Genomic DNA, 21,960 nt, shown 5'->3' on the forward strand with positions numbered 1-21,960 from the left:
CCCAACCACTCACCCACCCCATCGCAACGGAGGCGCCATGCCTGCAACCTCAGACGCTAACTACCAGTATCGCCCGGTGACTGCGGCGGATATCCCGGCAGCCCATGCCCTTTCAGTGAGCCTCAAGTGGCCACACCGCGAACAGGACTGGGCGATGGTGCAACGTACTTCCGAGGGTTTTGTCGCAGAGCACGATGGCCAGCTGGTTGGCGTGGCGTTTACCTGCCATCAGGGCGACTGGTCCTCGATCGGGCTGGTGATCGTCCGCGATGATCATCAGGGCAAAGGCATCGGTCGCCGCTTGATGAAGCTGTGTCTCGACGCGACGGCACCGCGCACGCCGATCCTCAACGCTACGGAACTGGGCGCGCCGCTTTACCAGAGCCTGGGTTTCGTTGACTTCGCGCGTATCCAGCAGCATCAGGGCGTTGCCGACCTGTCAGGCATGGCGCCAGCGAAAGACGACCTGCCGATTCGTACGCTGGGCGCGACCGACCACGCAGAACTGATCCGACTGGCCAACGCGGGCAGCGGCCTGGATCGCACTGCCGTGTTGACTGATCTGTTGCACGATGCAGAACAGGCGGTCGGCATTGAACACGCAGGCCGGTTGCAAGGCATCGCCCTGCTGCGCCGTTTCGGGCGCGGTCATATCATCGGTCCGGTGGTTGCCCGTGATGTCGATCAGGCACAACGATTGATTGAACACCTGTTGCAACAGATACCCGGTCTGTTCGTGCGCTTCGACATTCTGACTGACTGCGGGCTGGCGCCGTGGCTCGAAAGCCTGGGGCTGCCGTGTGTCGACAGAGCACCGCGCATGGTGCTCGGGACGCCGCCTGCCTCGAACCCGGATGTGCAGCAATTCGCGCTGGTGACTCAGGCGATCGGCTGAGTCACCAGCGCGGGTAAACGGCCGAAACAGGTCCGCCATGTTAGCGGGTTGCATACAGCAGATTATTCTTTGCAACCCGGCAGATCGGCGCTTTTTATCCAGACTGCTTTGTTAGCTTATGGGTATCGAACGGCCTGACCGTAAAGGGCCTGGCCTTGACCACTATTGCTCCAGGGAGCCCGCTGGATGACCTCACAGTCCTTGAACAGCCATCACGTTGATCCGGACACCGCGCTGAAACTCTATATTGATGGTGGTTGGTCCGCCCCGCTCGACCCGGTCAGTATCGCGGTGATCAACCCTGCGACCGAAGAGGTGGTGGCGCATGTCGCCAGTGGCTCGGCCGCCGATGTCGACCGTGCGGTTGCGGCAGCGCGGGCAGCCTTTGCCAGCTGGTCCGGCACCTCGCCACACGCCCGGGCACAGGTCATCGGCCGAATCTACGAGCTCATTATCGAGCGCAAGGAACAACTGGCGCAGGCGATCTCGCTGGAGATGGGCGCATCCATCAGTTCGGCGCGGGCCATGCAGGTGCCGCTGGCCGCAGAACACGTGCGTGTCGCACGTGACCTGCTGGCGAGCTACCGCTTCCATACCGTCGAAGGCGGCACGGCGATCGAACGCGAGCCCATTGGTGTGTGTGGGCTGATCACACCGTGGAACTGGCCGCTGTATCAAATCACCGCCAAAGTCGCCCCGGCCATCGCGGCCGGCTGCACGGTGGTGCTCAAGCCCAGCGAATTGTCACCCTTGAGCGCTCTGCTGTTCGCGCAACTGGTGCATGACGCGGGTCTGCCGCCCGGCGTGTTCAATCTGGTCAATGGCAGCGGCCCCGAGGTCGGCGGCGCGATGGCGGCCCACCCTGATATCGACATGATCTCGATCACCGGCTCCAACCGGGCAGGCGCATTGGTGGCGCAAGCCGCCGCGCCGACGGTTAAACGAGTGACTCAGGAACTGGGCGGCAAATCACCGAATATCCTGCTGCCCGACGCCGACTTCGCCAAAGCCGTGCCGCCCGGCGTGATGGCCGCGTTCCGCAATGTGGGTCAGTCGTGCAGCGCGCCGACGCGAATGATCGTGCCCAGAAACCGACTGGCGGAAGTCGAGGCTCTGGCTGCCGAAACGGCCGCAGCCATTGTTGTGGGCGATCCACAGTTGGAGGGGACGGTATTGGGCCCGATCGCCAACGAGGCGCAGTTTCACCGTGTCCAGGCGATGATCGATGCCGGGCTGAGCGAAGGCGCGAAGCTGGTGTGCGGCGGGCCGGGACGGGTGCAGGGCCATGAGCGAGGCTTCTATACCCGGCCAACGGTGTTTTCCGAGGTGGACTCGTCGATGCGTATCGCCCAGGAAGAGATTTTCGGCCCGGTGCTGTGCCTGATTGCCTACGACACGATTGAGGAGGCTATCGCAATTGCCAACGATACGGTCTATGGCCTGGGTGCGCATGTCCAGGGGCAAAACCTCGAGCAGGCACGCGCGGTGGCTTCGCGCATTCGTGCCGGGCAGGTGCACCTGAACTACCCCGCCTGGAACCCGATGGCCCCGTTTGGCGGCTACAAGCGCTCGGGCAACGGTCGCGAGTACGGCGTGCAGGGGTTCGAAGAGTATCTGGAGACCAAGGCTATTGTGGGGTTTGGCTGAGTGGGGTTTGTGATGCGCGCTAATTCTTGCTGATTGTGAGGATCGTGCCAACGCGGCATTGGCACGATAATCACTGGAGCGTGCGAAACAAGAGTGAGAAATCACTTTCTCGCCGCTTTGGCCACGTCCAGCCTGCGCAGGTGGCAGGTGACTTCTTCGCGGTCGTGGTAGAGCTGTTTGCAGCCGATGGACACCCGTACCCCTCGCGCCTGAAAGCCCTCTTCGATGCGGTCGAGCAGTCGGCGTACTTCAGCGTAGCGCTGTTTCATCGGCAACTTGAGGTTGACCACCGCTTCGCGGCACAGTCCTTCACCCAGCCAGGTCTCCAGCAGCGCCGCATTGCGCGCAGGCTTTTCGACGATGTCGCAGACCATCCAGTCCACGGGCTGTCGAGGCTTGTAGGTAAAGCCGTCCGCCATCAGATGCTGCACCAGCCCGGTGTCCATCAGGCTTTCCGCCATCGGCCCGTTATCGATGGCGGTCACCAGCATGCCGCGGCGCACCAGTTGATACGTCCAGCCGCCCGGCGCGGCACCCAGGTCCACGCCGGTCATGTCGCCGGAAAGGCGCTCGTCCCACTGGTCTCTGGGAATGAAGTGGTGCCAGGCCTCTTCAAGCTTCAAGGTCGAACGGCTTGGCGCTTCGCGGGGAAACTTGAGGCGCGGGATGCCCATGGGCCACATGGCGGAGTTGTCCGCATCGGCCAGACCGAGAAACACCTCGCGACCACTCTTGAAGGTCAGCAGCAGACGCGGCTTGCGCGGGTCATCCACCAGTTTGCCTGCCTGAGTCAGGGCCTTGCGCAGCGGCGCTTCGAACTTCTTGCAGAAATTCGACAGTTCCTTGCCGTCGTTGGTATCCACGACCTCCAGCCACAGACTGCCGCAGGTAGGAAACGCCGCCAGCTGCGCGAGAATCACGCTGATGCGATCGGTTTCCGGCAACTCGAGAAACAGACCTCGCGCCCACTGCCGGGGAAAGATCAGCTTGTCGAAGCGCTGACCGTTCATCAACCGTTCGGCGCCATCCGCCTCGGTGCAGATGAATTCGGCGCAGGCCGTGTCGGGACGGGCCTTGGCATACCCGGCCACGTCCAGACGCGCGGCGTGATCGGCTATTTCCGAGCAGACTTCGCCCTCAAAACCGGGTCGGCAGTGCATAAACAGTGTATTCATGGGTTACTCCTGGGCAGTGGGCACTCGGGCGTAACCCCGCAGACTTGAAAGCCGCGCATGATAGCCCAATCCAGGAACCACTGGTGCGGCCGAACAGTCCACAGAACTTGAAGCCTGATGCGGCGCTCCCGACCTGATGCACATGGAGCCCGTAAACCGATGTTCGGAGAACATTCCTCAAAGGAGACATTCATGCCCTCCCTCGATAGCCTGAAGAGCCTTAAAACCCTCGAAATCGATAACAAGACCTACCACTACTTCAGCCTGCCGGAAGCCGCCCGATCACTGGGCGATCTGGACAAGCTGCCCATGTCACTCAAGGTGCTGCTGGAAAACCTGCTGCGCTGGGAAGACAACAAGACGGTAACCGGCAACGACCTCAAGGCCCTCGCCGACTGGTTGACCGAGCGTCGTTCGGACCGGGAAATTCAATACCGCCCCGCCCGCGTCCTGATGCAGGACTTCACCGGCGTACCGGCGGTGGTCGATCTGGCCGCCATGCGCGCGGCCGTGGCCAAGGCCGGCGGCGATCCGCAGCGAATCAACCCCCTTTCCCCGGTGGACCTGGTGATCGACCACTCGGTGATGGTCGACAAGTTTGGCAACGCCGAAGCCTTCGGCGAGAACGTCGATATCGAGATGCAGCGCAACGGCGAGCGCTACGCGTTCCTGCGCTGGGGCCAGAGCGCTTTCGATAATTTCAGCGTGGTGCCACCCGGCACCGGCATTTGCCATCAGGTGAACCTCGAATACCTGGGCCGCACGGTATGGACCAAGGAAGAGGACGGCCGCACTTACGCGTTCCCGGACACCCTGGTCGGTACCGACTCGCACACCACGATGATCAACGGCCTGGGCGTGCTGGGCTGGGGCGTGGGCGGTATCGAAGCCGAAGCGGCGATGCTCGGCCAGCCGGTGTCAATGCTGATCCCGGAAGTGATCGGTTTCCGGCTGACCGGCAAACTGAAGGAAGGCATCACCGCCACCGACCTGGTGCTAACCGTCACCCAGATGCTGCGCAAGAAAGGTGTGGTCGGCAAGTTTGTCGAGTTCTACGGCGACGGCCTGGCCGATCTGCCGCTGGCCGACCGCGCGACCATTGCCAACATGGCGCCCGAATATGGCGCGACCTGCGGCTTCTTCCCGGTCGATGACGTGACGCTGGACTACCTGCGTCTGTCAGGTCGCCCCGACGAAACCGTCAAGCTGGTCGAAGCGTATTGCAAGGCTCAGGGTCTATGGCGTCTGGCGGGGCAGGAACCGGTGTTCACCGACAGCCTGGAACTGGACATGAGCACGGTCGAAGCCAGCCTTGCCGGCCCCAAGCGCCCTCAGGATCGTGTAGCACTGCCGAATGTCTCCAAGGCCTTCAGCGATTTCCTCGGTCTGCAGGTCAAGCCTGCCAAGGTCGATGAAGGTCGGCTGGAAAGCGAAGGCGGCGGCGGTGTCGCGGTTGGCAACGAGGCTCAGGTCAGTGGCGAAACCCAATATGAATACGACGGCCAGACTTATCACCTGAAAGACGGCGCCGTGGTGATCGCAGCGATCACGTCCTGCACCAATACCTCCAACCCCAGCGTCATGATGGCAGCCGGGCTGGTCGCGAAAAAAGCCGTCGAGAAAGGCCTGAAACGCAAGCCGTGGGTGAAAAGCTCGCTGGCTCCCGGTTCCAAAGTGGTGACCGATTATTACAACGCAGCGGGTCTGACCCAATACCTCGACGCCCTGGGCTTCGATCTGGTCGGTTACGGCTGCACCACCTGCATCGGCAACTCCGGTCCGCTGCTGGAGCCTATCGAGAAAGCCATTCAGCAGTCCGACCTGACCGTTGCGTCGGTACTGTCGGGCAACCGCAACTTCGAGGGCCGCGTCCATCCGCTGGTCAAGACCAACTGGCTGGCATCGCCCCCCCTGGTAGTTGCCTATGCGCTGGCAGGCTCGGTGCGCATCGACATCAGCAGCGAGCCGCTGGGCGAAGGTGCAGACGGCAAGCCGGTTTATCTGCGTGATATCTGGCCGAGTCAGCAGGAAATCGCCGACGCCGTGGCCAGCGTCAACACCGGCATGTTCCATAAGGAATACGCCGAAGTCTTTGCCGGCGACGAACAATGGCAAGCCATCGAGGTGCCGCAGGCTGCCACCTACGTCTGGCAGGACGATTCCACCTATATTCAGCACCCGCCGTTCTTCGACGGCATCGACGGTCCGCTGCCGGTTATCGAAGACGTGGAAAACGCGCGCATCCTGGCCCTGCTGGGCGACTCGGTAACCACCGACCACATCTCACCCGCCGGTAATATCAAGGCCGACAGTCCTGCCGGGCGCTACCTTCAGGAGAAAGGCGTCAAGTACCAGGACTTCAACTCTTACGGCTCGCGCCGTGGAAACCATGAAGTGATGATGCGCGGGACGTTTGCCAATATCCGCATTCGCAACGAAATGCTCGGTGGCGAAGAAGGTGGCAACACGGTGTATGTGCCCTCCGGCGAGAAGCTGGCGATCTACGACGCAGCCATGCGCTATCAGGCAGAAGGCACGCCGCTGGTGATCATTGCCGGTCTGGAATACGGCACGGGCTCAAGCCGTGACTGGGCTGCCAAAGGTACCAACCTGCTGGGCGTCAAGGCGGTCATCGCCGAAAGCTTTGAACGGATTCACCGCTCGAACCTGGTGGGCATGGGCGTGTTGCCATTGCAGTTCAAGAACGGCCAGACGCGCAAGACCCTCGGCCTGACCGGCAAGGAGACACTGAAGATCACCGGGCTGACCAACGCAGACGTGCAGCCGGGCATGAGCCTGACCCTGCATATCGAACGCGAAGACGGCAGCAAGGAAACCGTCGACGTGCTGTGCCGTATCGATACGCTTAACGAAGTGGAATACTTCAAGTCAGGTGGCATTCTGCATTACGTGCTGCGCCAGCTGATCGCGTCCTGATACCCGCTGAATAGGGCCTGCACCCTGTTTAAGGGTCAGGCCCCAGCATGAAAATTTCTATAATCTCGCCCCTGCCCTGCTGAACGCCGGATAGAATTCCCCGCTCTCAAGGCAGGACTTACTCATGACCACAAGGCACTGGCTGACTTTCTGCCTCCTGAGCAGCGGCTACGCGCTGGCGTTGTTCCACGGCAACCTTGACCCTTCGGCGGCGCTGAGCTTTGGCGCGTTGTTCATTGCCTGGTTTTGCGTGGCGCGATCCTCTTATTCCTCCATCCGCCCGTGTGGCCACGGATTGTTCATCGTGACCGGTCTGGCGCTGGCCTTTCACCTGGCGCCTGGCTTCAATAACGCCAACGTCATCGAAGCAACGCGATTCAGTGCCGATGCCGCGCTGTTCTCCATGGACCTGAGTCTGGACAAGCCGCTGATCGGCTTCTGGCTGATACTGGCCTGCCCCTGGATTCTGCCTAAGGTTGACGTCGCCCATTCACTGCAAACCGGGCTTCTGGCGCTGATTGTGACGTCGGCGTTCTGCATGACCGCTGCGGTCATGTTGAACGTCGTCGGCTGGACACCGAAATGGCCTGACCAAGGCCTGATATGGCTGCTCAACAATCTGTTGCTGGTGACCCTGACCGAAGAGCTGTTTTTCCGCGCTTATCTGCAAGGCAGCCTGATGCGCCTGTTCAAGGGCTCAAGGTATGCGACGGCATTATCGATCACCCTCGCTGCCGGCCTGTTCGGACTTGCGCACGCAGGTGCCGGCCCGCAATGGGTAGCATTGGCGAGCATGGCGGGCCTGGGGTACGGCATCGCATTTCGTTTCGGCGGGCTGCAGGCCGCCGTCATCAGCCATCTGGGCCTGAACCTCGTGCATTTCGGGCTGTTCACCTACCCCATGCTGGCCCGCCAGGGCTGACTCTACGGTCACTTGTCGCACGCCGCTCAATTTATCGACGTGCCCGCCGATAACCACGCCATAGTCTTCCGGATCGAAGGATCGAAATCCCATGCGCAACAACCAGCCTGTCACTCAACATGAGCGGACATTTCCTGCCGAACAACGACTGATTTCCACCACCGACACACGCGGCACCATCACCTATTGCAACGATGCCTTCGTCGACATCAGTGGTTACAGCGAGGCTGAGTTGGTGGGTGCGGCGCACAACACGGTGCGTCATCCGGATGTACCGCCTGCTGTATTCGAGCACATGTGGACCACGCTCAAGTCCGGGCAGCCGTGGATGGGCATCGTCAAGAACCGCTGCAAGAACGGCGACCATTATTGGGTCAATGCCTACGTGACGCCGGTGCTGGAAAACCGCCAGGTGGTGGGTTTCGAGTCGGTACGTATCAAGCCGACCGCCGAACAGATCCGCCGTGCCGAGGCGCTTTACACCCGCCTCAACAAGGGCAAGAGCGCCGTACCAAACCGCGACAAGTGGCTGCCGGTACTTCAGGACTGGCTGCCGTTCATTCTGGTCAGCCAACTGAGCTTCCTGATCGGCGTGTGGCTCAACTCACACTGGGGGTTTGCCCTGGCTGCGGCACTGTCGGTACCACTGGGCCTGCTGGGGCTTTCCTGGCAGCAGCGTGGCACCAAACGCTTGTTGCGCCTGGCCGAGCAGACCACTTCCGACCCGTTGATCGCGCAGATGTACACCGACAGCCGTGGCCCGCAAGCGCGCCTGGAAATGTCGATCCTCAGCCAGGAAGCGCGCATGAAAACCTGCCTGACGCGTTTGCAGGACACGGCAGAACACCTGAACAGTCAGGCTCGTCAGTCCAACTCGCTGGCCAATGCCAGTTCGATCGGGCTGGAACGTCAGCGTGTGGAAACCGAGCAGGTTGCCGCCGCCATCAACCAGATGGCCGCCACCACTCAGGAAGTCGCCAGCCACGTAAACCGTGCCGCTGACGCCACCCAGCAGGCCAACGAACTGACGCGTCGCGGGCGCGATATCGCCGGTGAAACCCGCGAAGCCATTCAGCGCCTGTCCACCTCGGTGGGCGAAACCGGCCTGACCGTGACCCGCTTGGCCAAGGACAGCGATGAAATCGGCGGCGTGGTCGATGTGATCAAAGGCATCGCCGACCAGACCAATCTTCTGGCCCTTAACGCCGCGATCGAAGCAGCGCGCGCCGGTGAGATGGGTCGCGGCTTTGCCGTCGTGGCAGATGAAGTGCGCCAGCTGGCGCAACGCACCGCCGAGTCCACCGGGCAGATTCATGGCCTGATCGCCAAACTGCAGCAGACCGCAACCGACGCGGTACACACCATGGACACCGGTCGCCGTCAGGCCGAAGAAGGCGTTGCCCGGGTACTGGAGGCCGATCAGGCGCTGGTGGGCATCAGTGAGGCTGTCGCCAATATCACCGACATGACCACGCAAATCGCCACCGCCACGGAAGAGCAAAGTGCCGTGGCCGAGGAAATCAATCGCAACATCGCCACCATCGCCAGCCTGGCAGACCAGACCTCTGACGAAGCGCGTCGCTCTGCGGTATTAAGTGGCGAACTGACCGACACGGCCAACTCACAGTATTCACTGGTAGAGCGGTTTAATCGCTAAGGCCTGAGACTGTATGCCAAGCCTCGACAAACTTCGGTTGGTCGGGGCTTTTTTATGAGCATTAGTAGTATGCACTGTTAACAGTCTATTCAAATCTGACGAAATCTTAAAAGCCATCTGAAGACTGTGTAGGATATTTCTTTAAAATCTTCAGTAGCAGCCATGCATGATTTTTGTCTATTGACAGTGAACGCTTACTCAGATTAGTTGAAATTCAGGTGATGCGGTAGTTATCTATTACCCGTTACGCCGACATGCAGATCGTTTTAAACAAAGCGTTCCTGCTCGGCCTGGAGACCCCGGCACTTTCAATACAGATTTAAGCACAGTAGCCTACATTTTGGCTCACAACCTTGACGGCCTCGCATGCTAACGCGTGCGAGACCCTAATGATAAAGCTGAGTGAATATTCCTACGCAGGAGTGGGAATTCAGCCAAAACTTAATTTTTCACCTTTTGTAAGACTTATCTGTAGTTAATGTCCTACAGTTAATTCATGCCTAAAAAGCCCTGGAAAAATGCACATATCAAGCCACACCCTTTATTTACAGCATCTCCGACACTAACGAGCGATAACTCACTATGCACATGATACCAAATGTAACTGCACAACCTCGCACAACCTTGGCTTACCTTTGATATCGGCAGACACTTGACCTGAACACTTATGTGCCTTGTAATATTTCCGTTGCCGACAACTGCCGGCACGCACATAACAACTCAACTTAATGTCAATAAAAGAGTTCACGATGGATAAAGAACAATCCACGGATGTAGCGGCGCGCACCCAAAAAGAACAAAATAATCCCAACAGCGCGATCACTGTTCAAGAAGCCCCGCCCCACAAGAGCCTCTACCGACACGCGAGCCCCCTCCATCTTCCATCCGATATTTCCGATACGCTGAAAGCACCTGTGCTGCCTGACATCGATCCTGATTCCATCAGTCACGAACAGGCACATGCGGGCATTACCATTCATATCCCAGGGTCAGTCAAAATGTGCTGGGGTGACGAAATCCGTTTTTATTGGGGAAAAAACCTGTCATCGACAACGCTTTTTCATCGGGTAGGCGAAAACAGCGTGATACGTGTGCTGTGCATTTCCTACACTTTTACGCCCTATATTCAGTACGGTCTGGTTGATCTGTATTACGAGCTTTATCGTGATCATCGACTGATCGGCACATCGCCAGTGCTACGGGTGAACGTCAACTACGCGGTGCCTGTCACCTCCCGACAGAGACAACGCAAACGCAGGTTCACCGATCATTAACTGAAAAGCCCCCGGTGATCATTCACCGGGGGCTCTGGTGTTGCTCAGGCACTGGCCTTAAGAATCAGAATGCCAGGCGTAGCCCTACATTCGCTCCCCAGGGTTGCTCGATATGCCGACCTTTCATGTAATCGAAGTCTGCGTGCAGTTTCATACGCTCGGACAGCGACACCGATACCCCGGCTCCCAGTTCGCCGCGCGAACCGAACAGGCTGTTATCGAATTTCACATCGTTGGCTTTCACCTCGTTGCGGCGCGAAAACTCCTGTGCAACGGCGACGCGCACATAAGGCTGCAATACCCCGCCATCCTTGAGCGCGACACTGCGGCCCAGCGAGGTGCCCACCTTGCCCAATACCGATTGGGTCTGGTCGTTCTTCGCCTTCATGCCGTTGTCCAGGCGCAGTTCCTGTCCCTGAACGACGACACTGGACAACTGAGCGAACGGTTCGAGAAAGTAATCTTCCGCCAGTTTTATGTGGCGGCCGAACTCTACCCATCCCCCTACCCCGTTGTTGGTGTAGTCACCCTTGGCCTTGCTTGCATCGCTCATGGCAACATCTGCCTTGTTGCGAAAGCGGTTGAGTTTGAGCACGCCGTCAACGTAGTAGCCTTCGTCCAACAGCCAGGTGGCATAGGCGCCTGCATAGTAGCTGTCGACTTTACCCGTAGTGCCACGGCTCAAATCGATACCGGACGTGCTGTACCCTCCCAGCACACCCACTACCAGTTGGCCGTTGCTGACCTCGACGGGCGCATCGGCACCCAGCGACAGGCCACTTTGTTTCTGCCGGTAGTCAACACCGTCACTGGTCGTGGCATTCAGCCTGTTGCCATAGGCACGCATCCAGCCGCCCGCCCTGCCGCTTGCACGAACCTCACCCATGCGCGAACGCAAGGTAGAGAGCTCACTCATCCAGATGGCAGGTGCCGCACTGTAAAGGGCAAGCGCGCTCTGGGTCGAAGGGCTTATGACCTTGTGTTTACCGACGATGAACCAGTCATTGCCCTGCTGCTCCAGCAAATACGAATAGGCGCCCAGGTCGACCCGTCCGCCCAGCAGGCTGAATTGCGCGTCGCCACCTTCGGTATGCACCACCTTGAGCGGTGCCATGTCGGCAGACACAATCTCCTCCCCCGTGTTGCGCACCCGCAAGCCGAACTGCCCACTGGCCTGGCCGTTGACGTCAATGAGGTCTCCGACGCCGTTGTCCAGATCCACGCGCAAGCCGAACGTGCCAGCCCCTGACAACTCATTCAGCGAAAGGGTATGAAACCCTTCGTCAGCAAACGAAACCCTGCCACCCTGCAGGGAAAGCGACCTGACGGCATTGTCGCCCTGCATCTGCCAGTGACTGCCCGAGGTAATCGCCAGACGGCTGCCATTGACGATGTCGCCGTTCAATTGCGCGCCGTTTTGCAGCGTGATGTTCAGGGTGCTGGTGTCATCGGCGACAAGGTTGCCATTGAGGGTGCTGTTGTCGACGTTGAAGTTGGCGGTGCTGTGATCTTCCACTTCCAGCAGGTTGCCATTCCCGGACCATAGCTCGGATTGGTTTTGCACAGCTATGTCGGCCTCGATGTCGAATGCGACGCGCTGGTTTACTTTGATAGCGGCCCCGCCCAGCCCCTCGACGATCGACCGGTCAATCACAGTGACGGACTTGTTTCCGTCCACTACTCCGTTGCCAGATCCATCTACCAGATTGATTCCATTCATGTCGCCTGTGACATGGCTGTTGTCAGCGATCAGCACATTGGCGCCAGAAGCAAAAATTCCCTGACCACCCTTGCCTTGCGACGCAAATCCGCGCACATCGGTATTAAAAATATTCAGCGCGCCCCACATCCCGACTGCAATGCCATAGCCAGAGCCCGATACCTCGCTTGAATGAGCCGATACCGAGGAACCAGGGTTGATAGCGCCGATCACTCCCTGAAGAACGATGCCGACACCTGTCGCGTTTTTTACGGTAGCGTTGGAGAGATTACCCAAGGCATCGGTGAGGCTGATACCACTCTCCACCACGCCGGACTCAATATTGACCGTAGCGTTTCTCACGCCAACAAAGTCTACTCGCCCACCGACAACATTAAGAACACTTTGATCAATGATGTGGTAAGAATCAAAGGGCGTATCAGGACCTACGGTAATGATTTCACGCCGTCTGACGGTTTCATCTGGCAACTCTTCAGCCGGCAACACTCCGCTGACTATTTTGGAGTCTAAAGGCAGACCATTATTATCGCCCGATGCCGCTGCCGACGCCTGCACATTAGCTAGAGCGCCAAAGGCAATCACGGCAAGCTGAAACGCGCCACCCCGCGACTTAACGACATTATTTTCTCTACAAGACACCGTCCATCTCCTCGTTCATTGAGAATGGAAAGGTAGCCCACTTAGCTCACAAACTTTTAACCTGTTCAATATCAAGTACGTAGGAGCAATCCCAAAATAATATAAGAAGCTTCTTACAGCGAGATTCTACATGAGCGTCAAGCAAAAAAACTCGCAAAAGAATTAAGAAATACCTGCACACCCACTTGACCAACTTACAAAAACCCTATTACGTCCAATCGTGACTGAGGACATAAGTGGCGCGTTCATCAAGAGCTCATCACAAAAACCTCATACAAAAACTCGTTCGACAAAAGTAGGAAACTCCCTACAAAATTTTTAATAAAAAAGGCTTCTACACATGGAAAATCTCTCAACACGCTATCTCTCAACACCTGTTTCAGTTCCCGGAAACAGACGTCGAAACTTGAATCTTGTATTGACTGCCCCTGATATTGCAGTCGCATTTCATGATCAAGATACGCCAGGACTCATACCGGTCGCTGAGGCATCTCAACCGTTGACGGTCGACCTCGTTGTATGGCCAGCCGCGCTTCCTGGTTACACATATCAACTGCTGTTCAATAGTATCGCGACCGGCCCCCAAAAACTGATTCTGCCCTCACATGCACCAGGAGACCCTCTGCAACTGGAGATCCCGTCCGAACTGCTGCTGGAAGGTTTCCACGATGTCGCGTACGTCGTTGTTAATCCGATCAATCAGACAGAACAGAAATCGGAAATTTTCCGGATTCAGATCGACCGGACAGCGCCAGGCGCTCCGGAGCTTGCTGCCATACAGTTTCCAGCCGAGATTCAGAACGGTCTGACTGCTGCCGAGCTCGATCAACTGGGTGGCCAACTTGATGTACAGATTGCCGGCTACACAGGTATGGCCAAGCATGACCGCATCCTGACCAGGTGGGGAGATATCGTAGGCCCCACTGCTGTCGTCAACGAAACCGACATGGGACTGGACAAGGTCTCGGTCACTTTTACACGAGCGTTTCTGCAAACGTTGGGGGAGGAAGAAAAGCAGGTGTGCTATCAGGTCATCGACCGTGCGGGCAATCCTTCAATCCTCTCGAACACCGTCCCGGTGAAATTAAGACTGAAAGACTTGCCCTCCGATTATCCGGCACCTGTTATTGATCAGGCGGTAGGCGATCTGGTCGATTATCTGGAAGCGCAGGCGGAAGTAGTGGTCGACATCCCGCATTATCCAGGCGCGGCAGCGCTTGATAGCATCCAGCTATTCTGGGGCATCAATAACCCACTGACCCCTGTGTTCGTTACGCCTGGCGACGAAAATGAGGCTGTCATACTGACCTTGAAGTTGCCATTCGAGGCCATCGTCCAGGGTCCACAAGGCGACACAGCGGTTCATTATGAAGTGTTTCGCAACGGCGAACTGACTGGCACGTCGCTGGACACCCACATAGACGTTTTTACAACACTTCCCTTCCCCACCCCCTTGAACAACGTGACGGTACAAGGGACGAGCGTACAAAACCCGAACACCCAGGACAACTTCATCGATGAAGACGATTACGAGTTGAACGGCAGAGGGGTGGTGGCCTGGAATACGGGGTTCGAAATCAATGATGACCTGAACCTGTACTGGGGCAATCAGGTAAAACCGCAGTGGTATCAAATACGGTCGAGCGACGTTGCAGCGGCAAGAGACCTGATCATTCCGATTGACAATGAGCTGATGAAGTTGCAAGGCACCGGCGAAGCCATTCCCGTGTACTTCACCGTCACGCGTACAGGAAACCCGAACAGCATGACGAGTCCGATGCAGCCTGTAACAGTACGGTCTCGAGAAGAGCAACCCGGTGGCGAGAACGGATTGACCGGACCCACGTTCAATCTCACGCCAAACGGAGTGCTGGGCCCCAATGAAAATCCGGACGGTGCAGATGTAAAAGTTTCACCGTATGTAAACATTGCCGAGGGTCAGAAGATCACCTTCACCTTCAAGGGATTTGACGATTCCAATAATCCCATTGAGGCCGCTACCTACGTGGCGACTCGTAAGCTGGATGAAGTGGATGTTGTGCAAGGGCATGTATTCACGGTCCCTCAGATCAACACACTTCTTATTTGCACAGGGTTTGCGGAGGCGAGTTATACCGTCGACCCTGTCGAAGGCAGCAATCAAAGTGCGGCAAATTCCACGGTCACTCGCGTCGTCGTGCACATGCTTAAACCTACCGACTTTACCTGTCTGAGTCGCTAAGCCGTTGCGGGCTCACGAGGCCCGCAACTTTTACACTTATAAGGAACGCCCCATGTATAACGCCGCGACTGAAAAAAAAGAAAACGTGCTGACTGCGCCTGTCATCGCAGCCGCCTTGAACGATGGACTATTACCCGTCGACAGTTTGAACACGCCCCTCGAAGTGCTGTTGAACGTATGGCAAGGCGCGCGCCCCGGCTATACCTATCAGCTGTACTTCGACGGAGTGCTTATTGGTCTCAAGAAAGAGATACTGCCTTCGCAGATGCCAGGTGACGACCTCATGCTGCACATTCCACCCGAGCTGTTGAAGGAAGGCCGTCACTCGGTGGCTTACGCGGTCGAAAACCCGATTAATATGGTCGTCGAGTTTTCTGCCGAGACAGCTGTAATCGTAGACCTTACCCCGCCTGGCGATCCGCTGCTGGCTCCCATCATTTTTCCCGCGCAGACACAGAACGGTCTGACCTCCGACGAACTGCAAACCATGGGCAACGTGCTTTCAGGGACAATTGCCAGCTACAACGGCATGCAGGAGGGCGATGTTGTCCGCACTTACTGGAATGATCTACCCGGTCCTATGGCGGTGGTGAGCAAGGATGACGTAGGTCTCAGGCGAACAATGGTCGACTTCACCCGATCGTTTCTGGAGTTGATCGGCGACATTGAGGCGCCGGTTTACTACACCGTCACAGACCTGGCAGGGAATCTGTCAATGGCCTCTGAGGCTGTGGACGTGAAGTTGCAACTCACGCACGTAACGCCCCTCCCCACCCCCACCCTGAAAGAAGCCATCGGCACCACGCTCGACCCGGCCAACGCTTCATCCGGTGCAACCGTGGTGATCGACGCCACGGCCAATCTGCAAGCGGGCGACCAGGTCATCACACAGTGGCAAGGGCCCAACGGTAACGACACCCGGGAAAAAACCCTGACCGGCGCGGACGCGGGCAAGACGCTGGAGGTAGTGTTTGCTGCGGCGCTGGTGACGGCAAACGCCGGGCAGACGGTGGCGATTTCTTATGTCGTCAATCGCGTCAACGGTCTGGTTCAGGTATCCGGCACGCTGGCCTTGCAGATTCTGGCGGCGCAGCCCGAGCTGGTGCTGGACACTTCGCCGGTCACGCTGGGTGGCAAGGTGTATCTGCTTCCGGGCTCACCGGACCTGTTGCCGAACTTCCCGGCCGACACCACCGTTCAGCGTCAGGCCAGTGGCGGACAGGCACCCTATCAGTACACCTCGAGCGACCCGCTGGTCGCGAAAGTGGACAACAACGGTCTGACCTCGGTTCGAGGCAAAGGCACGGCCATCATTACTGCGACCGATGCGCTGGGCGCGAGCAAGCAATACACGGTGACCGTCACCGGCGTCATCCATTGCATCGGCCTGGGCAGCGGCAGCTTTTCTCAGATCAGCAAAAACGCGGGCAACAACGGCGCGAGGATTCCAACCATCCACGAGCTGGTGGATATCCACGCCCTGTATGGCAATCGCTGGCCGATGGGCAAAGGCAATTATTGGTCGTCGACTGTTTCAAGCGCCGGTATCGGCGGATGGAACTGGTATTACGTGAAAAACATGGTCACTGGCGGCAACTTCAAACTGAAGAGTCACAATTCCAGTCTTGGCGTAGGCATCAGATGATCGATTGCTGAACCCATTGTTAATCCGGCAGGGCGTTGCGCTAAAGGTGTAACGCCCTGTCACCGCTTTCAGGAGCTTCCCAGGTTCAGCCCATGCACCGACCGACGCCCTCACGCCAACGCTGCGTCCACCCTGTTGTTCTCGAAGACCGCTTTGCCGCGAGCATCAACACACAACCTTTCAGGACGTCCTCACTGACAGGTCGACTGACACTGAGATCGGAGCTGGAACAGCCCCCCGCTCACTGGATATGGCAGGTCATCGCCGATGGCAAGGTGGGCAGCCGACGAACCACCATCGGCTTGTTTCTGGATCGCGATCTTGAGCCCGGCGGCCACGACCTTATCGATCATGAGCAGATCAAGGTGATCTACACCGAAACGCTGCACCGGAAGAACACCGTCTACCACTCGGCGCATTTCCAGGGCGGCCGGCTGGTGCTGCTTGAAGCCAACCCCTGCACACTGCGGATAAGGGGCGAGTTCAGTTTCAATATGTCGTCCATCAACCTTGATGTGACCGACGGCGCCTTCGACCTGTATTGCCGGTGACTCAGGTGCGCAGGAACCCGGCAATCTCTCTCGCGGATTCAGTCAGGCATTGCTCGTGGCTGATACCCGCGACCTTCAGGGGTTTGAGGTCGTGATTGGCTGTCGACAACCAGTGCAACCGGATGGCACTGGACAATGCATAACCCTCTACGGCTTCTCGATTGCCCAGCGCGTCGCGTTCGCCCTGAACGATCAGCGTGGGCGTCCTCAGTTCGGCCAGATGAGCCACGCGTGGTTTTTCTGGCTTGCCAACGGCGTAGAACGGATACCCCAGACACACCAGCGCATCGACCTCAAGCTCATCGGCGACCAGGCTGGCCATCCGCCCTCCCATTGATTTGCCGCCGACCGCCAGACGCCCGGGGATGTAAGCACGGGCGCAGGTGAACACCTCTCTCCAGCATTCCAACAGTTGTGCTTGTGGATTGGGTGGACGCTTGCTGCCGCCCTGACGCCGCTGCGCCATGTAGGGGAACTCGAAGCGCAGGGTGCTGATACCTTGCGCCGCCAGATCAGCCGCCATGCGGTTCATGAAGTCGCTGTCCATGGGTGCGCCTGCACCATGCGCCAGCAGCAGGGTCGGTGTGTCCAGCACATGCGCAGGCTGCGCCGGCGTCCACAGCCAGCCTCTTTCACTGGCCAGTCTCAGCCATTGATCGGTACCGATAACAGGCTTCAAGCCGTTGCTCATGGTTGCCTCATTCAGTTGGGTCACAGAGTAGCCCGCTACTATAACGGCGAACAGGATTGTGCATCCCGCACGAATCGCGAGCGCACGGTGCATCGACATGCCCTGCCACGTCGGACAGCCACCATTCAGGTCTGCCTGGGTACTGTGTCAAGGTGCACAAGGTCAAGCACCGAGACAATGAGCGCCCCAAACTCGACACCGCCGGGCGGCTTCATTGACGGCACTGGACGCGCACACGTGCAACAACACCGCTGAGTCGGTCACCAGAGTCATATGCCTGCTCAGGCCAACTTGCTGGGCAATGACAGGTGTTACTGCCGACTGAATAGACGTGACAGTCTTTGCGCGAGTCCTGATCAACTCGTCTGTACGCGAAGATCGCCACCGCTGTATTCCAGTCCAGCGGCGATGCGTGAACTCCGCACCCTGCAACGGGGTGCGGAATACCTTCTGAGCCTGCTCTCAATGCAGCATCATCAAACACAGCCACTTTTCGTACAAAGCCTGCGACTTCCCACACCCCTGTTTCAAAGTTAAACTCGCCAACACGCGTCTGCCGCAACCCTTTTGACGCTCGTTGATGTGCCTGTCTGTTCCTGCCCCTGCCTTTTCGGTGTGCTTCGATGCCATTTCCAGCACTGCATCGCCCTGGCCCGATTACGTCTGCGGTAACCCTCTGAATCGTGGAAGTCTGCAATGAGCACAACAATCAGTCCGACAACCTACAACTACACCGTGGTGCGCCAGTTTGCCATCATGACCGTGGTCTGGGGTGTGGTCGGCATGAGCCTGGGCGTGTTCATTGCTTCGCAGCTGGTCTGGCCAGGGCTGAACCTGGACCTTGAATGGACCACCTTCGGACGCCTGCGCCCGCTGCACACCAATCTGGTGATCTTCGCCTTCGGCGGCTGTGCGCTGTTCGCCACCTCCTATTACGTAGTGCAACGCACTTGCCAGACGCGGCTGATTTCCGACGGTCTGGCGGCCTTTACCTTCTGGGGCTGGCAGGCCGTGATTGTCGGTGCCATCGTGACCCTGCCGATGGGCTACACCACTACCAAGGAATATGCCGAGCTCGAATGGCCGGTGGCGATTCTGCTGGCCATTGTCTGGGCCGCCTACGCAGTGGTGTTTTTCGGTACGATCGTCAAACGCCGCACCCGGCATATCTATGTCGCCAACTGGTTTTACGGCGCGTTCATCGTCGTAACCGGCATGCTGCACATCGTCAACCATATCTCGTTGCCGGTCAGCCTGTTCAAATCCTATTCGGCGTATGCCGGTGCGACCGATGCCATGATCCAGTGGTGGTACGGACACAATGCCGTCGGGTTTTTCCTGACCACCGGCTTTCTCGGCATGATGTATTACTTCGTGCCCAAACAGGCCGAGCGCCCGGTCTACTCCTATCGTTTGTCCATCGTGCATTTCTGGGCATTGATTACCCTGTATATCTGGGCCGGCCCGCACCATCTGCACTACACCGCCCTGCCGGACTGGGCGCAGTCGCTGGGCATGGTGATGTCGATCATTCTGCTGGTCCCCAGTTGGGGCGGGATGATCAACGGCATGATGACGCTGTCGGGCGCGTGGCATAAATTGCGGACCGATTCGATACTGCGCTTTCTGGTGGTCTCGCTGGCCTTTTATGGCATGTCGACCTTCGAAGGCCCCATGATGGCAATCAAGACCGTCAACTCGCTTTCGCACTACACGGACTGGACCATCGGCCATGTCCACGCCGGAGCACTGGGCTGGGTCGCGATGATTACCATCGGGTCGGTCTACCACATGATTCCGAAACTCTACGCCCGCCCGCACATGTACAGCGTCAGTCTGATCAACACGCACTTCTGGCTCGCGACCGTCGGCACCGTGCTGTACATCACCTCGATGTGGGTCAATGGCATCACTCAGGGCCTGATGTGGCGCGCGGTGAACGACGACGGCACGCTGACCTACTCTTTCATCGAAACCATGCAGGCCAGCCACTTGGGCTATATCGTGCGGGCCATCGGTGGCGCCATTTTCACCAGCGGCATGTTGCTGATGGCTTACAACGTCGTGCGCACGATACGTGCCTCTGACCCTCAGGCGGCAGCAGCGGCCACCCGCATCGCAGTCGCAGGAGCGCATTGATGAAGCACGATGCGCTGGAAAAAAACATCGGCCTGCTGGCCTTCTTCATGGTGATTGCCGTGAGCATCGGTGGGCTGACGCAGATCGTCCCGCTATTCTTTCAGGACGTAACCAACCAGCCTATCGAGGGCATGAAGCCACGCAGCGCGCTTGAGGTGGAAGGCCGTGATGTGTTCATCGCCAACGGCTGCGTCGGTTGCCACTCGCAGATGATCCGCCCGTTGCGCGCCGAAACCGAGCGCTACGGGCATTACTCGGTGGCAGGCGAAAGTGTCTGGGACCATCCCTTCCTGTGGGGCTCCAAACGCACCGGGCCGGACCTGGCAAGGATCGGCGGTCGCTACTCGGACGAGTGGCACCGGGTACACCTGAACAACCCGCGCGACCTGGTCCCGACCTCGATCATGCCGGCTTATCCGTTTCTGGCAGAGAAGACAATCGACAGCACGCAGACTGCAAAAAAACTGCAGGTGCTGCGTACCCTCGGCACCCCTTACACCGACGCGGATATCGCCGGTGCGGCGGCTGCGGTGCAGGGCAAGACCGAAATGGACGCGCTGGTGGCCTATCTGCAAGGCCTTGGCACGCTCATCAAGAGCAAACGGTGATCATGATGGACATCGGAATGATTCGAGGCCTTGGCACACTGGTCGTGATGGTCGCCTTCATCGGCCTGATGCTGTGGGTGTTCAGCCCTGCCCGCAAGGCAGACTTCGACGACGCGACCTTGCTGCCTTTCGCGGATGACCCCGAGGCCATCGGCAAGGTCGAAAATGCCAAGGCTGAACGGGAAGGCCGGTCATGAGCACGTTCTGGAGCCTTTACGTCGCGGTCCTGACCCTGGGCACCCTCATCGCAATGCTCTGGCTGCTGGTGTCCACGCGCAAAGGTCAGCCCGACGAACCCACGGATGAAACCGTCGGCCATACATTCGACGGTATCGAGGAGTACGACAACCCGCTGCCCAGATGGTGGTTCTATCTATTCGTAGCGACCATCGTCTTTGCCCTGGGGTATCTGCTCCTGTACCCGGGCCTGGGCAACTGGCAGGGCTTGCTGCCCGGTTATGAATACCGGGACCAGGACAGCAAGACACAATTCTCCGACGGCCAGCAAGGCTGGACCAGTATCCATGAATGGGAACGGGAAGTCGCAAACGCCGAAGCCCGCTACGGGCCGCTGTTTGCCAGGTACGCCGCCATGCCCGTCGAGGAAGTGGCGAAAGACCCGCAGGCGTTGAAAATCGGCGCACGCCTGTTCGCGTCCAACTGCTCGGTCTGCCACGGCTCTGACGCGAAAGGCGCCTATGGCTTTCCCAATCTGACCGATGCCGACTGGCGCTGGGGCGGCGATGCGCAGGCGATCAAGACGTCTATCCTCGCCGGGCGCATGGGCGTGATGCCGGCCCTGGGCGGCGTGCTTGGCGAACAAGGGGTTCGCGATGTGGCGGCCTATGTGCTGACGCAACTGGACGCGCGCGCGCTACCGCAGGATGCCAAGGCTGACCCGGTGGCAGGACAGAAGACCTTCGCCAGCCTGTGCGTTGCCTGTCATGGGCCAGAGGGCAAAGGAATGCCGATTCTCGGCGCGCCGGACCTGACCCACCCCAACGCGTTTATCTACGGCTCCAGCTTCGCTCAGTTGCAGCAGACCATTCGTGATGGCCGCCAGGGCCAGATGCCTGCTCAGCAAGCATTGCAAGGCAATGACCGGGTTCATATTCTGGCTGCCTATGTTTACAGCCTGTCCCGTCAAGAGCCACCAGCCGAATCCAGATGACAGGGCGCCGGTCAGCCTGGGGTTGTAGCATTCTGAAAGAACAAATTCTTTGTAGTTACATCTCTACA

At 58.5% G+C, this 21,960-nt stretch carries 16 protein-coding genes; 13 read left to right on the forward strand and 3 right to left on the reverse strand.

Features of this window, described 5'->3' with window-relative positions:
* The first annotated feature begins 37 nt into the window (after positions 1-37).
* Together JOE39_RS10800 and JOE39_RS10805 are read left to right on the forward strand one after the other, a co-directional pair.
* Positions 38-895 carry a GNAT family N-acetyltransferase gene (locus JOE39_RS10800; protein ID WP_032623894.1) on the forward strand — a complete coding sequence of 286 codons (858 nt, stop codon included), beginning with the start codon at positions 38-40 and terminating at the stop codon, positions 893-895.
* Between the two features lie 186 nt (positions 896-1,081).
* The gene (locus JOE39_RS10805; RefSeq protein ID WP_024664918.1) at positions 1,082-2,542 is read left to right on the forward strand and encodes an aldehyde dehydrogenase family protein; all 1,461 of its coding nucleotides are present in this window, start codon (positions 1,082-1,084) and stop codon (positions 2,540-2,542) included.
* A gap of 101 nt (positions 2,543-2,643) precedes the next feature.
* Here JOE39_RS10805 and rlmM read toward each other — a convergent pair whose 3' ends face one another.
* A complete protein-coding gene (gene rlmM / locus JOE39_RS10810) occupies positions 2,644-3,717 on the reverse strand; it encodes a 23S rRNA (cytidine(2498)-2'-O)-methyltransferase RlmM (protein WP_003422195.1) in 1,074 nt (357 codons plus the stop codon).
* Between the two features lie 192 nt (positions 3,718-3,909).
* Here rlmM and acnA point away from each other — a divergent pair, with 192 nt between their 5' ends.
* The 4 genes from acnA to JOE39_RS10830 all read left to right on the forward strand — a co-directional run bounded on the left by acnA (position 3,910) and on the right by JOE39_RS10830 (position 10,507).
* On the forward strand, positions 3,910-6,654 hold the full coding sequence (acnA, locus tag JOE39_RS10815) for an aconitate hydratase AcnA (protein ID WP_003391410.1): 2,745 nt from the start codon (positions 3,910-3,912) through the stop codon (positions 6,652-6,654).
* 124 nt (positions 6,655-6,778) lie between these two features.
* The gene (locus tag JOE39_RS10820) at positions 6,779-7,576 is read left to right on the forward strand and encodes a CPBP family intramembrane glutamic endopeptidase (protein WP_210077382.1); all 798 of its coding nucleotides are present in this window, start codon (positions 6,779-6,781) and stop codon (positions 7,574-7,576) included.
* Between the two features lie 91 nt (positions 7,577-7,667).
* Entirely contained in the window at positions 7,668-9,233 is a 1,566-nt protein-coding gene (locus tag JOE39_RS10825; protein WP_003422194.1) for a PAS domain-containing methyl-accepting chemotaxis protein, read from the forward strand.
* A gap of 749 nt (positions 9,234-9,982) precedes the next feature.
* Positions 9,983-10,507, forward strand: coding sequence for a hypothetical protein (locus JOE39_RS10830; RefSeq protein WP_003422193.1), 525 nt, complete (start codon positions 9,983-9,985; stop codon positions 10,505-10,507).
* A gap of 64 nt (positions 10,508-10,571) precedes the next feature.
* On the opposite strand, the gene JOE39_RS10835 is transcribed toward JOE39_RS10830, so the two are convergent.
* Positions 10,572-12,437 (reverse strand): autotransporter outer membrane beta-barrel domain-containing protein, encoded by a 1,866-nt coding sequence (locus tag JOE39_RS10835; protein WP_210078644.1) that lies wholly within the window; start codon positions 12,435-12,437, stop codon positions 10,572-10,574.
* A 769-nt stretch (positions 12,438-13,206) separates the two neighbouring features.
* Here JOE39_RS10835 and JOE39_RS10840 point away from each other — a divergent pair.
* From JOE39_RS10840 to JOE39_RS10850, 3 genes are all read left to right on the forward strand, one after another.
* Positions 13,207-15,087 (forward strand): hypothetical protein, encoded by a 1,881-nt coding sequence (locus JOE39_RS10840; RefSeq protein ID WP_024693130.1) that lies wholly within the window; start codon positions 13,207-13,209, stop codon positions 15,085-15,087.
* Positions 15,088-15,139: 52 nt separating this feature from the next.
* Positions 15,140-16,732 carry a hypothetical protein gene (locus JOE39_RS10845; protein WP_210077380.1) on the forward strand — a complete coding sequence of 531 codons (1,593 nt, stop codon included), beginning with the start codon at positions 15,140-15,142 and terminating at the stop codon, positions 16,730-16,732.
* 92 nt (positions 16,733-16,824) lie between these two features.
* Positions 16,825-17,283 (forward strand): hypothetical protein, encoded by a 459-nt coding sequence (locus JOE39_RS10850; protein WP_210077378.1) that lies wholly within the window; start codon positions 16,825-16,827, stop codon positions 17,281-17,283.
* Between the two features lies 1 nt (position 17,284).
* Here the strand turns inward: JOE39_RS10850 and JOE39_RS10855 are convergent, their stop codons facing one another.
* Positions 17,285-17,974: an alpha/beta family hydrolase gene (locus tag JOE39_RS10855; RefSeq protein WP_024664925.1), complete on the reverse strand. Its 690-nt coding sequence runs from the start codon at positions 17,972-17,974 to the stop codon at positions 17,285-17,287.
* Positions 17,975-18,670: 696 nt separating this feature from the next.
* On the opposite strand from JOE39_RS10855, the gene ccoN reads away from it, so the two are divergent.
* From ccoN to ccoP, 4 genes are read left to right on the forward strand one after another with little or no spacing between them, the layout of a single operon-like run.
* The gene (gene ccoN, locus JOE39_RS10860; RefSeq protein WP_003391401.1) at positions 18,671-20,113 is read left to right on the forward strand and encodes a cytochrome-c oxidase, cbb3-type subunit I; all 1,443 of its coding nucleotides are present in this window, start codon (positions 18,671-18,673) and stop codon (positions 20,111-20,113) included.
* Positions 20,113-20,721, forward strand: a complete 609-nt coding sequence (gene ccoO, locus JOE39_RS10865) for a cytochrome-c oxidase, cbb3-type subunit II (RefSeq protein WP_003391400.1) — start codon at positions 20,113-20,115, stop codon at positions 20,719-20,721. The genes ccoN and ccoO overlap by 1 nt, the downstream gene beginning before the upstream one ends.
* Before the next feature lie 5 nt (positions 20,722-20,726).
* Entirely contained in the window at positions 20,727-20,918 is a 192-nt protein-coding gene (locus JOE39_RS10870) for a CcoQ/FixQ family Cbb3-type cytochrome c oxidase assembly chaperone (protein WP_003316853.1), read from the forward strand.
* Positions 20,915-21,892 (forward strand): cytochrome-c oxidase, cbb3-type subunit III, encoded by a 978-nt coding sequence (gene ccoP, locus JOE39_RS10875; RefSeq protein ID WP_032662646.1) that lies wholly within the window; start codon positions 20,915-20,917, stop codon positions 21,890-21,892. Before JOE39_RS10870 ends, ccoP begins: the two co-directional genes overlap by 4 nt.
* Positions 21,893-21,960: the final 68 nt, after the last annotated feature.

Source organism: Pseudomonas sp. PvP100 (assembly GCF_017833055.1).
Taxonomy (GTDB): Bacteria; Pseudomonadota; Gammaproteobacteria; order Pseudomonadales; family Pseudomonadaceae; genus Aquipseudomonas; species Aquipseudomonas syringae.

Bases quoted from the DNA above. Each gene is read 5' to 3' on its own strand.
- JOE39_RS10800 (WP_032623894.1), top strand. From the start codon at position 38: ATGCCTGCAACCTCAGACGCTAACTACCAGTATCGCCCGGTGACTGCG.
- JOE39_RS10805 (WP_024664918.1), top strand. From the start codon at position 1,082: ATGACCTCACAGTCCTTGAACAGCCATCACGTTGATCCGGACACCGCG.
- rlmM (WP_003422195.1), bottom strand. From the start codon at position 3,717: ATGAATACACTGTTTATGCACTGCCGACCCGGTTTTGAGGGCGAAGTC.
- acnA (WP_003391410.1), top strand. From the start codon at position 3,910: ATGCCCTCCCTCGATAGCCTGAAGAGCCTTAAAACCCTCGAAATCGAT.
- JOE39_RS10820 (WP_210077382.1), top strand. From the start codon at position 6,779: ATGACCACAAGGCACTGGCTGACTTTCTGCCTCCTGAGCAGCGGCTAC.
- JOE39_RS10825 (WP_003422194.1), top strand. From the start codon at position 7,668: ATGCGCAACAACCAGCCTGTCACTCAACATGAGCGGACATTTCCTGCC.
- JOE39_RS10830 (WP_003422193.1), top strand. From the start codon at position 9,983: ATGGATAAAGAACAATCCACGGATGTAGCGGCGCGCACCCAAAAAGAA.
- JOE39_RS10840 (WP_024693130.1), top strand. From the start codon at position 13,207: ATGGAAAATCTCTCAACACGCTATCTCTCAACACCTGTTTCAGTTCCC.
- JOE39_RS10845 (WP_210077380.1), top strand. From the start codon at position 15,140: ATGTATAACGCCGCGACTGAAAAAAAAGAAAACGTGCTGACTGCGCCT.
- JOE39_RS10850 (WP_210077378.1), top strand. From the start codon at position 16,825: ATGCACCGACCGACGCCCTCACGCCAACGCTGCGTCCACCCTGTTGTT.
- JOE39_RS10855 (WP_024664925.1), bottom strand. From the start codon at position 17,974: ATGAGCAACGGCTTGAAGCCTGTTATCGGTACCGATCAATGGCTGAGA.
- ccoN (WP_003391401.1), top strand. From the start codon at position 18,671: ATGAGCACAACAATCAGTCCGACAACCTACAACTACACCGTGGTGCGC.
- ccoO (WP_003391400.1), top strand. From the start codon at position 20,113: ATGAAGCACGATGCGCTGGAAAAAAACATCGGCCTGCTGGCCTTCTTC.
- JOE39_RS10870 (WP_003316853.1), top strand. From the start codon at position 20,727: ATGGACATCGGAATGATTCGAGGCCTTGGCACACTGGTCGTGATGGTC.
- ccoP (WP_032662646.1), top strand. From the start codon at position 20,915: ATGAGCACGTTCTGGAGCCTTTACGTCGCGGTCCTGACCCTGGGCACC.